This window comes from Anaerosporobacter faecicola, from assembly GCF_012070565.1.
GTDB lineage: Bacteria > Bacillota > Clostridia > Lachnospirales > Lachnospiraceae > Anaerosporobacter > Anaerosporobacter faecicola.
Genome location: NZ_JAAQRO010000049.1, coordinates 31,454 through 43,593 on the forward strand (window position 1 = coordinate 31,454; position 12,140 = coordinate 43,593).

Annotated in this window: 8 protein-coding genes; 7 read left to right on the forward strand and 1 reads right to left on the reverse strand. The window is 38.8% G+C overall.

What is annotated here, in order from left to right:
- Positions 1-91: 91 nt before the first annotated feature.
- Together HBB17_RS18690 and gltA are read left to right on the forward strand one after the other, a co-directional pair.
- Positions 92-982, forward strand: coding sequence for a sulfide/dihydroorotate dehydrogenase-like FAD/NAD-binding protein (locus tag HBB17_RS18690; RefSeq protein WP_167959012.1), 891 nt, complete (start codon positions 92-94; stop codon positions 980-982).
- Entirely contained in the window at positions 982-2,367 is a 1,386-nt protein-coding gene (gltA, locus tag HBB17_RS18695; RefSeq protein WP_167959013.1) for an NADPH-dependent glutamate synthase, read from the forward strand. Before HBB17_RS18690 ends, gltA begins: the two co-directional genes overlap by 1 nt.
- Before the next feature lie 119 nt (positions 2,368-2,486).
- Here the strand turns inward: gltA and HBB17_RS18700 are convergent, their stop codons facing one another.
- On the reverse strand, positions 2,487-2,744 hold the full coding sequence (locus tag HBB17_RS18700; protein WP_167959014.1) for a VOC family protein: 258 nt from the start codon (positions 2,742-2,744) through the stop codon (positions 2,487-2,489).
- A gap of 346 nt (positions 2,745-3,090) precedes the next feature.
- Here HBB17_RS18700 and HBB17_RS18705 point away from each other — a divergent pair, with 346 nt between their 5' ends.
- From HBB17_RS18705 to HBB17_RS18725, 5 genes are all read left to right on the forward strand, one after another.
- Entirely contained in the window at positions 3,091-5,805 is a 2,715-nt protein-coding gene (locus HBB17_RS18705) for a GH36-type glycosyl hydrolase domain-containing protein (protein WP_167959015.1), read from the forward strand.
- A gap of 43 nt (positions 5,806-5,848) precedes the next feature.
- On the forward strand, positions 5,849-8,977 hold the full coding sequence (locus HBB17_RS18710) for a hypothetical protein (RefSeq protein WP_167959016.1): 3,129 nt from the start codon (positions 5,849-5,851) through the stop codon (positions 8,975-8,977).
- Positions 8,978-9,014: 37 nt separating this feature from the next.
- Entirely contained in the window at positions 9,015-10,352 is a 1,338-nt protein-coding gene (locus HBB17_RS18715) for a glycoside hydrolase family 30 protein (protein ID WP_167959017.1), read from the forward strand.
- 44 nt (positions 10,353-10,396) lie between these two features.
- Positions 10,397-11,005: a hypothetical protein gene (locus HBB17_RS18720; RefSeq protein ID WP_167959018.1), complete on the forward strand. Its 609-nt coding sequence runs from the start codon at positions 10,397-10,399 to the stop codon at positions 11,003-11,005.
- A gap of 166 nt (positions 11,006-11,171) precedes the next feature.
- On the forward strand, positions 11,172-12,131 hold the full coding sequence (locus HBB17_RS18725) for an ABC transporter permease (RefSeq protein ID WP_238483806.1): 960 nt from the start codon (positions 11,172-11,174) through the stop codon (positions 12,129-12,131).
- Positions 12,132-12,140: the final 9 nt, after the last annotated feature.

Sequence of the window (12,140 nt, forward strand, 5' to 3'; positions counted from 1 at the left end):
GGGAAGTACTAGATTTTTGTAAAATTATAAACTATAATTATGAATTAAGGGCAATTATGTCACGACAAGATTATAGGTATGGAGGAAAGTTATGTTTACAATACGTAAAAAGGAAGTTTTAGCAAACAATATCTATCTAATGGATATTGAAGCTCCAAGAGTAGCAAAATCATGTTACCCAGGTCAATTCATTATTGTAAAAATGGATGAAAAAGGAGAACGTATTCCATTAACAGTATGTGATTATGACAGAGAAGCGGGTACCGTTACGATTGTATTCCAAGTTGTTGGTGCGTCTACAGAAAGAATGGCTGCTTACGAAGTAGGCGATACATTCAGAGATTTTTCTGGCCCACTTGGTTGTAAATCAGAATTAATTGACGAAGATCCAGAAGTACTGAAAAAAAAGAAAATCTTATTCGTTGCAGGTGGAGTAGGTACTGCACCAGTTTATCCACAGGTTAAATGGATGCACGAACAAGGGTATGATGTTGATTGTATCATTGGTGCACGTAATAAAGACCTGATCATTCTTGAAGATGCAATGAAGAAAGTTGCAAAGAACGTGTATGTTGCTACCGATGATGGCTCATATGGCTTCAAAGGTAATGTAAATGATAAAATTAAAGATTTGGTTAATAATGAAGGAAAACAGTATGATCAAGTAATTGCCATCGGACCAGTTATCATGATGAAATTCGTATGTATCTTAACAAAAGAACTGGGTATACCAACAATCGTTAGTATGAACCCAATCATGGTTGATGGAACTGGAATGTGTGGTGCTTGCCGTCTGACTGTAGGTGGAGAAGTTAAATTCGCATGTGTTGATGGTCCTGAATTCGATGGACATCTTGTTGATTTCGATGAATCGATGAAGAGACAACAGATGTATAAGACAGAAGAAGGAAGAGCATTGTTGAGACAAAGAGAAGGAGCCACTCATAAAAATGGTGGTTGCGGATGCGGAGGTGACCACTAATGGATATGTTAACAAGAATCCCAGTTAGAGAACAAGAACCAAAAGTACGTGCTACAAACTTTGAAGAAGTATGTCTTGGATATAACCAAGAAGAAGCACAGATGGAAGCAACAAGATGTTTGAAGTGTAAAAATCCAAGATGTCAACAAGGTTGTCCAGTATCCATTGATATTCCAGGATTTATTCGCCAGGTTGAAGAAGGCAATATAGAAGAAGCCTATCATGTAATCAGCATGTATTCGGCACTTCCAGCAGTATGTGGTCGTGTATGTCCACAGGAATCACAATGTGAAGCAAAATGTGTTCGTGGTGTCAAAGGCGATGCAGTTTCAATTGGTAAATTGGAACGTTTCGTTGCTGACTGGGCAAGAGAAAACAATATCAAACCAAAGGCTGCAGAGACATTGAACGGTAAAAAAGTAGCGGTAATTGGATCTGGCCCTGCAGGACTTACATGTGCAGGAGATCTTGCAAAGCTTGGTTACGAAGTTCATATCTTCGAAGCACTTCATGAAGCTGGTGGTGTATTATCTTATGGTATTCCAGAATTCCGTCTACCAAAACAAACAGTTGTTCAAAGTGAAATTGAAAACGTGAAAGCGCTAGGTGTTAAGATTGAAACGAACGTTGTTATTGGTAAATCCACAACAGTAGATCAATTAATGGATGAAGAAGGATTTGATGCAGTATTCATCGGTTCTGGTGCTGGACTACCTAAATTCATGGGTATCGCTGGTGAGAATGCCAACGGTGTATTCTCTGCAAACGAATACTTAACTCGTAACAATTTAATGAAAGCATTTGATGAAACATATGATACACCAATTGTTGGTGGTAAGAAAGTTGCAGTTGTTGGTGGTGGTAATGTTGCAATGGATGCTGCAAGAACTGCATTAAGACTTGGAGCAGAAGTTCATATCGTATACAGAAGAAGTGAAGCAGAACTTCCAGCCAGAGTAGAAGAAGTACATCATGCAAAAGAAGAAGGAATCATTTTCGATCTACTTACGAATCCAAAAGAAATCCTTGTTGATGATAACGGTTGGGTGAAAGGTATGAAGTGTGTGAAGATGGAACTTGGTGAAGCAGATGCTTCTGGTAGAAGAAGACCAGTTGAGGTTCCAGGCTCTGAATTCGAACTTGAATTAGATACAGTAATCATGTCACTTGGTACAAGTCCTAATCCATTAATTTCTTCCACAACACATGGCTTGGATACAAACAAATACAGATGTATCGTTGCTGATGAAGAACATGGTAAGACTTCAAAAGAAGGTGTTTATGCAGGTGGAGATGCTGTAACAGGTGCTGCTACTGTAATTCTTGCGATGGGAGCTGGTAAAGCTGCTGCTAAGGGAATTGACGAATACCTTACCAATAAATAATTAATAGCAAAAGCGATCGAATAGTAAAACTAGTAAAACATAATTATAGTTTTAGACAAAAGCCCTATGTGAGGAATAGGAATAATACATATCCTACACATAGGGCTTTTTAACATTTCTTAACAATCACGTTTATCTCGAAATTCAATAATTGTTCCTTCTGGAGCCTGTAACTTGAAAAGTTTTCCACCATTTACTTCATATATATTCTGTCCGTGATGCAGGAGAAAGCTTTGTATTCCTTTCTTTTGCAAGAGCGATTGTTGCTTTTCAATATCATTTACCCAAAAACAGAGGTGCGAAATCCCTTCATGTTGTGAATCAGTGGGTTGAAATGTTTTTCCTCCAAGTGTTGTTGTTAAGTAAGATTTAATCATTCATATGTAGTTCGTATTTACTAAGAAGAGATCCTGCGAACATATTATCTATCATAGCAGATGGGAAAGAATCTGTCATTTCTTATTTCATTGTGTAGTGTCTGGTTATCGTGTATTCAAACCGTATATCCGTGCTTACCATCCAACATAGTCTGTATTACTTTAAATGTTTATAGTTTGGCACAGGGATTTAGGAATCCCACCAGTATAAAAAATATAGACCTTAACAAAAATTCACACCCTTTTATCTTGTAACAGTATTTTTATAATGGAAGTAGAAAGAAACATTCGAAGTAAGAAAGAAAAATTGACTTTTACAGGAATAGAAGATATAGGAGGAAATGAGATGGATATATGTAGATTTATTGATCAGACAGGGAGATTTCAATTGGCTGATCCAGAGATGGTTAGTGGATTGTATTTTCCCATTGCCAATGAACAGGGGTTGAAAAGTTGCACGTCCCCAATGCTTGGTGGAGACAGCAAGTTGGATCAGAATCATTTCCTATTGCAACCGGTTAGTATTGAAGACTTGCACAATAACAAATCCAGCCGGAACTTTTGGTGTAATGTGAAAGGAAAGGGATTGTGGTCAGCTACAGGTATGTCCTATGGGCAGTTAGGAAAACAAGGTACTCCTCAGAAGGAAAAGACACTTGTAGAAGGAGGTTTTCTTTATCAGAAGATGTATCGAGTTTCCATGGAATGGGGGATTGGGGCTCAGATTCTTAGTTATGTTTCTACAGAACAGAATGTAGAAATCATGAAAGTAGAGATCCGTAACCTTGGAAAAGAAGCCATCGAATTCGAGGCAACGGCAGCCATACCAATCTATGGTCGTTCAGCAGATAACATACGTGATCATAGACATGTAACGTCCTTGCTACATCAAATCGAAACAACAGAAGATGGAGTCTTTGTAAAACCAACCTTTTCCTTTGATGAGAGAGGTCATCAAAGAAATGAGATGAACTACTATGTGTCAGGTTGTCTGCTTGATGAGAAAAAACCGATCGGGTTTTACCCTACAATTGAAGAATATATTGGGGAAGGCGGGGATCTTCTGAGACCGGAAGCATTGTATACCAAGAAGGAGAAGACAGTGCGTGGTGTAAAGATCACAGGCTATGAGGCACTTGGAGGAATCTGTTTTGAAGAGGTACGTTTACTACCTAATGAGGAATGTAGTTTTCTGCTTCTTATCGGTGCAGATACGGATCGTAAACGAATTGTAGAGACAATAAACAAGTATCGCAGCGAGGTAGCTGTGAAACAAGATTTTGATCGTATGCAACAGTATTGGGCAAGTCAAAAGAGAATTCAGATACATTCGAAACAGACATCATTTGATCAAATGATGCAATGGGTAAGCTTTCAGCCAATACTTCGACGAATCTATGGTTGTTCCTTCTTGCCTCATCATGATTACGGAAAAGGCGGACGTGGATTCCGTGATCTCTGGCAAGACTGCTTGGCACTTACGCTGAGTGATCCGGAGAGTATAAGAGAGACAATCATTAACAATTATTCTGGCATACGATTTGATGGAAGTAATGCAACAATCATTGGATCGGGACTAGGAGAATTTCTTGCAGATCGGAATAACATAACGCGAATGTGGATGGATCATGGTTTTTGGCCGCTTCTTACCACCAATCTCTACATACAACAAACGGGTGATTTTGCAATTTTACAAGAGGAGACAACATATTTTAAAGATAAGCAAATCCATCGTGGAGAAGCAGTGGATGAAGATTGGAAGTTTAAGGAGGGCAATTTCCTACGAACGGAAGAAGGAACAATATATCGAGGGAATGTAATGGAACATATCCTCGTTGAAAATCTGGCAGCTTTTTATGATGTTGGAGAGCATAATCATATGCGTTTACGAGATGCAGATTGGAATGATGCGCTTGACATGGCTGGAACAAGAGGAGAAAGTGTTGCATTTACCGCAGCATATGCAGGGAATTTCCATATACTTCACGACTTGTTCGTACTTCTGGAGAAGAAGGGGATACATGAGATTGCAGTTGCACAGGAATTGCAGGTGTTACTTGAACCATCGGTAGCGATCTATGATGAAATAGAAGAGAAGAGACAACTATTAAAGAACTATTGTACATATACAAGTAAACGAATAAGTGGAATGAAGCGAAATCTTTGTTGCAAGCAAATTGCCAAGAAGATGACAGAGATGGAGCAGTGGATCAAGCAGCATATTCGCCAACAGGAGTGGATCAGTGATGGCGAAGCAGGCTGGTTCAACGGTTACTACGATAACGATGGAAAGCCTGTGGAGGGAGTAGCATTGACGGGAAACCGCATGATGCTTACAAGTCAGGTATTTACCATATGGTCGGAAACCGCAACGAAAGAACAAGTAAAGAAAATGGTGCAGGCAGCAGATCGGTACCTGTATCAGAAAGAATTAGGCGGTTATCGGCTTAATACGAATTTCCATGAGGTGAAAGAAAATCTAGGGCGAATGTTCGGATTTGCCTATGGGCATAAAGAAAATGGCGCGGTATTTTCCCATATGACTGTGATGTATGGGTATGTATTGTATCAGAGAGGATTTGTGAAGGAAGGATATAAAGCAATTGCAACCTTGTGTGAACATGCCAACACATTTAAAGTGAGTAAGATTTACCCTGGTATACCTGAATATTTTAATGAGAAAGGAAGAGGTATGTACCACTATCTGACGGGAGCGGCAAGTTGGATGACATTGACTGTTGTAACGCAGATGTTTGGTGTTCGGGGAGAAGAAGGAGACCTTGTATTAGAACCTAAATTGTTGCTAGAGCAATTTGATGAAAAGAAACAGGTAAGTATCCGTACCATGCTAAGTGGACATTTCATAGAAGTGATATATCGAAATCCAAAAGAAAAAGAATATGGCGATTATGAAATCAAAGAAGTTAAAGTAAATGAAGAAGATGTGCAGCAAGAAACTGCATGCCTGCTTAGAAAAGGCAGCAAGGTGCGTTTTCCAAAAAGTATAGTGGAGCAGTATCCAGTTGAAGCAACGATTCGGATTTCTATAACACTTGGGTAATAAAGCGAACAACACAGCAAACCGTAGGAAAGGAAGAACAGACATGCTAGACCAAAAGAGAAGATATGAGATAAAGAATTATGGAGAAAAAACAACCTTCGCCAGTTTTTTACCTGGAATTGCAGGAGAAAAAGGAATTCCAATCTGGTGTTATTACGTAAATCGTGGACAGGCAGTGACTAGCTTTGGTATCGACTGTAAAGACCGTGCAATCATGGAATTCTTTCCAGCACATCAGGCATATCAAAATGTAAAGGTACAGGGATTTCGAACATTTCTTAAGAAGAACGGTGTATATAGTGAGCCATTTCAAAATGATGAGAGGGACACCATAATGGCGATTGGGAAGAATGAGCTAGAAATCAGACAAGTGGATTTTATGCAGGAGTTAGAGACTACTGTTGTCTATTCCATTCTTCCTAATGAAAAAGTAGGTGCCCTGATGCGAAAATTGATGGTAACCAATCGTTCTAAGGAGAGTTGTGAGTTAGAAATCCTAGATGGTATGCCAGCAGTAATCCCTTATGGAGTCAATATGGGCTCAATGAAGGAGATGGGACAGACGACAAAAGCATGGATGCAGGTAGAAGATATTTCAACGAAAATACCGTATATTCGTGTTCGTGTTAGTATGGAGGATACGGCAAGTGTACAAGATGTAACGGGTGGTAATTTTGGATTCTGTATAACAGATCAGGGAAAACAACTTTCTCCTTTGGTAGATCCGGAGGTGGTATTCCAGTATGATACAGGATTGGAAAAGGCACGGGGGTTTATGGAGCAGTCCATCAATTCATTGCTTCAGATAAAACAAGTAACCCAAAATAATTTACCATGTTGCTTCTTTGGAGAGAAGAGAACACTAGCACCTGGAGAGACATTGACATTATATGAACTATATGGACAGGTTGAGGATAAGGAACGATTACAAGCTTGTAAAGAACATTTTTTACAGCCAGAGTACTATGAAAGAAAACGGAATGAAGGAAATGCGATCATTGAAGCAATCTGTGATTCCATCCATACGTGTACAGGAAATGCTTTGTTTGATGAGTATTGTAAACAAACCTATCTAGATAATGTCTTACGTGGAGGGTATCCTGTTTCTCTAACAAAGGACAAAGTATTCTATCTTTATTCAAGAAAACATGGAGATATTGAACGAGATTATAACTATTTCCGTATGTTGCCGGAGTACTATTCCCAGGGAAATGGTAATTACCGTGATGTCAATCAAAATCGAAGAGAAGATGTACGATTCCAGCCGAAGGTAGGAACTAGTAATATCAAAACATTCTACAATCTGATACAGGTTGATGGTTATAATCCTCTTTCTGTTGATCTGGTGCAGTATACGGTGGAGCCAGGAAGAAAAGAAAAACTATTGCGGAACCTTTCCAATGAAGAGAAGGAAGTTCTTAATGAGGTTTTAGAAACTGCTTTTACACCAGGAAGATTATATATGAAGTTGGAAGAAAAGCTGGAAAAAAGGAAGGAAAAAGTGCAAGAACTCTTTGAACATGTGCTGAATGAAGCAACACAGGACACTGCTGGAACCTTTGGAGAAGGATATTGGAGTGATCATTGGACGTATAATCTAGATCTAGTTGAGGAATACCTTCGCATCTATCCTGAGAAGGAAAAAGAGTTACTATTTGAAGATGATAGTTATACCTATTTTGACACGAAGGTTGTGGTATTGCCTAGAAGAAAACGATATGTGAAAACAGAGAAAGGTCTTCGACAATATCAATTTCTTGACCGTACGAGAAAACAGGAAATGCATAATGAGAAACTTCGTAGTGCATATGGAAATGGAGAAGTGGTAACAGGTACATTGGCAGAAAAGTTATTGTTATTAATCACCCTTAAGTTTGCTACACTGGATCCTTATGGTATGGGAATTGAGATGGAAGGTGGAAAGCCGGGCTGGTATGATGCTTTAAATGGTCTGCCAGGAATCTTTGGATCTTCCATGGCGGAAACGTATGAATTGAGCCGTATGATACATTTCGTTATTGAGGAATTAACAAAATATACCCAGTCTGTCATTGTAATGGAAGAGTTGGCGTTGCTAATGGAACAGCTTGAGGAGATAACGGATCAACAAAATACACAACAAAAACAACAGAATGTACAAGAGGATCAAATCCTTACATTTTGGAATGCGATCAATGACAGAAAAGAAGAATATCGGGAGAAAACGGTATTCGGTGTTTCGGGAAAGAAACGTGCTTTATCCAATGGATACCTGCTTCAATTACTACAAAAATGGTCTCTGTTTATCGAAGAGGGAATTCAAAAAGCGGTCCGATATGGCAATGGTTTATGCCCAACGTATTTTTCTTATGAGGTACGTACATATGAAGAGCAAGAGAATGGGATTCTTCCAACAAGCTTTGATGTGACTAAGATGCCTTACTTCTTAGAAGGACCAGTACGGTATATGAAGATTTTGAAAAAAGAAGAGGATAAGAAATCCTTATATCAGAAAGTTAAGAATAGTGAACTCTATGATCAACAGTTAGCAATGTATAAGATTAATGCTCCACTTAAGGAAGTTTCTTATGAGATTGGACGTTGCAAGGCATTTACCCCAGGGTGGTTAGAGAATGAATCAATTTGGCTCCATATGGAATACAAATATCTGTTGGAATTGTTGCGAGCTGGTTTATATGAGGAGTTTTTCTGTGATATGAAAACAGCATGTATCCCATTTTTACAGTATGAGAGTTATGGAAGAAGCGTCCTTGAGAATTCTTCTTTCTTGGCAAGTAGTGCAAATCCCAATGAAAAGATACATGGAAAAGGTTTTGTGGCTCGATTAAGTGGGTCTACAGCAGAATTCTTAACGATGTGGCAGATTATGATGTTTGGGGAACAACCTTTTGTTATGGAAGAAGGCACACTTGCTTTTCAATTGAAACCGGTGATTCCTGCTTATCTGTTACCTCCATCATTAGAAATTGAAGCTCGATTATTCGAAAAGACAACGGTACGCTATCAATTCTCAGAAAAGAAAGATCAGGTTCCAGGGGGATATGAGCAAACCCAGATTACGATTCTTTGGGAGAATGGAGAACAACAACAATGGAAGGAAAATCGGATTCTTGGTGATGCGGCAATTCGTGTTAGAAATGGTGAAGCGAGAGAGATTTCAATCGTGTGCTAAGAGAATTCAACAAATCCCCATAGGAGGTAAAACGAAATTGAAATATACAATGATCACAACGAATTATGCAGAACAACAATTTTTAGAGACCACAGGTGTAGTGAATTCTACACCTGTAGGAAACATGAATGTGGTGAACCTATATCCAGAGAAAACCAAACAATCCATGAAAGGGTTTGGAGGTGCATTTACCGAAGCAGCAGGGTATACCGTTTCACAGATGAGTGAAGAGCAGCAGAAGGAAATTGCAAAGGCATATTATGGAGAAGAAGGGATTGGCTATACATTAGGGAGAGTTTCCATTAATAGCTGTGATTTTGCATTAGGTAACTATGCGTATGTGGAAGAACCACAGGACTTCACGTTGGAGACTTTTTCAAGAGAGAGGGATCAACAATATGTGGTACCATTGATTCGTTTGGCACAGGAAGCAGCACCTGGCAAGATTGAATTTCTGGCATCTCCATGGAGCCCACCAGCATTTATGAAGACGAATGAAGAGATGAATCATGGTGGAAAATTAAAAAAGGAATATCGAAAACTTTGGGCAAAATACATCTGTCGTTATATAAAGGATTGCCATTCACAGCAGATTAATGTCACAAGAATCACCGTGCAGAATGAACCAGAAGCCGTACAGGAATGGGATTCCTGCCATTATAGTGGAGAGGAAGAGATGCAGTTCGTACGAGATTATTTGGGACCAACATTGAAAGAAGAAGGCTTAGAAAACATCAAGATCTTTATATGGGATCATAATAAGGAACTTCTATATGAACGAGCTGATGAGATTTTGTCAGATCAAAAAGCATCTCGTTATGTTGATGGAATTGGATTCCATTGGTATACCGGAGATCATTTTGAAGCGATTGAAATGGTAGGAGAACAGTATCCGGACCTGGAATTGTTCTTTACAGAGGGGTGTGTGGAATACAGTCGTTTTATGGATTCAGATGATGTATATAAAGCAGAGATGTATGGCCATGATATTCTTGGAAATCTGAATGCTGGCATGGAGGGATTCCTTGATTGGAATCTAGTTCTAGATGAAAAAGGTGGTCCCAATCATGTAGGCAATTATTGTGCAGCGCCTATTCACCTTAATGCAGCAAATGGAACATACGAGAAACGGTTGTCCTATTACTACATTGGACATTTTAGTAAGTTTATCAAGCCAGGAGCAAAACGATTCCTGGTGACCCGTTATACGGATCGTATCGAAGTAACTGCATGGATCAATCCAGATGGGGAACAAGTTGTTGTTTTATTAAACCGACAGTCAGAAGATCTTCCTGTAGTATTACGGCATTATGGAGATGGAGCGGAACTTGTAGTGAAGGCACATAGTATTGCTACAGTACGAATTACAAAGTAATAGTTATATGATTGGGATTTGCTGCGGCAGAAAAGAGGAGAAAGATGAAGAAAAAATATATGGGACTTGTAGGTGTGCTCCTTAGTCTTTTGATAGTAATAGGTGTTGGTACAATTCTGTTAAGAAAACCAAGTGAAAAAGACGTGTATGATGGCAGAAGTACCATTGTTCTTACTATTGATGATACGTCACTCTACCTTAATGAATTAATGTATCATGTCACTTTATCAAAGATGCAGGGGCAATTGTATGCATCCTTTATGAATGATAAAGAGTATATGCAACGAGATTATGGAGACGGAAGAACCATTGGGGAAGTAATGAAGCAAGAAGCTATGGACAACGCCATTCGATATGAATTGCTTTATAAGCAAGCTAGAATAGAGGGATATGAGTTAGAAGCGGAAGAAATCACTTCTAGTAAAGAAAAGGCAAGTAATATTCTGTTGACGATTCCTAAGGAAGAGCAGGAGAAGATGCAGCTATCGGAAGAAGAACTGGTTCAGATTCAGGAAAAGATTGCATTAGCCACACGGTATTACCAAGAAAACTATCAAACGAAGGACTTAACAGAAGAGAAAATCGATGAACAGATCAAGGAAGGACATAGGATTACCATTCAAAAGAAAGTTTGGAATTCGGTTTCTTTTTAAATAATAATGGTTGGAATGCCAATACCAACGATGTCATGCACGTACTCTTCATACGATGTCCAAACAGTTCCCCACTAAAAAAATGACACCTAATTAAAATTACGGTCATTAACTGAAAAAATGATACCAAGTATAATAATGGTATAAAGAAGACGGAGGGATGAAAATGGCGGATACAGCTATGATAGCAAAGCAACCGAAAGGAAGGCACAAAAGAAAAGGAAACTTCAAACAGCGTCTCCTTAATCAAAAATACTTACAGATCATGGCCTTGTTAGGTGTGCTATGGATGCTTGTATTTAACTACATACCTATGGGAGGCATCGTGATTGCATTTAAAAAGTTTAAGATTACGAAGACAATCGCGGAAGCTCCTTGGGTCGGATTAAGGTACTTTAAAGAATTCTTTGCAGATGATAATTTTGTAAACATCATGCAGAACACATTAGGAATCAGCTTATTAAAATTACTCATTGGTTTCCCATTACCAATCATATTTGCATTATTACTAAATGAGATTCGAAATGTTAAGTTTAAGAAATTGGCACAGACGATTTCGTATTTACCACATTTTCTATCCTGGGTTGTACTTGGTGGTATCTTAGTTACCTGGTTATCCAAAACAGGGGTGGTCAACGATTTCCTTGTTTCGGCACATATTCTGAAAGAACCAGTATCTTTTTTAGGTGATCCGAAGTATTTCTGGGGGTTATCCTTAATCTCGGATAGTTGGAAAGAACTTGGTTGGTCAGCCATTATCTATCTGGCGGCAATTGCAGGAGTTGACCAGCAGATGTATGAGGCAGCAACGGTAGATGGTGCAACGAAGATGCAGAAAATCTTAAAGATTACATTACCATCGATTACAGGAACCATCGCCTTGATGTTGATTCTACAAATCTCCGGATTGTTAAATTCGAATTTTGACCAGATTCTGATTCTTAAAAATCAAATTAATGTATCAAGAAGTCAGGTTATCGATACATATGTTTACCAAGTTGGTATGACAATGGGGAAATACTCCTTTGCTACAGCAGTCGGACTCTTTAAATCAGTCATTGCATTGATCTTGTTATTCCTCGCGAATAAGACAAGTAAAAAGTGCCTTGGCAGATCATTATACTAGGAGGGATTC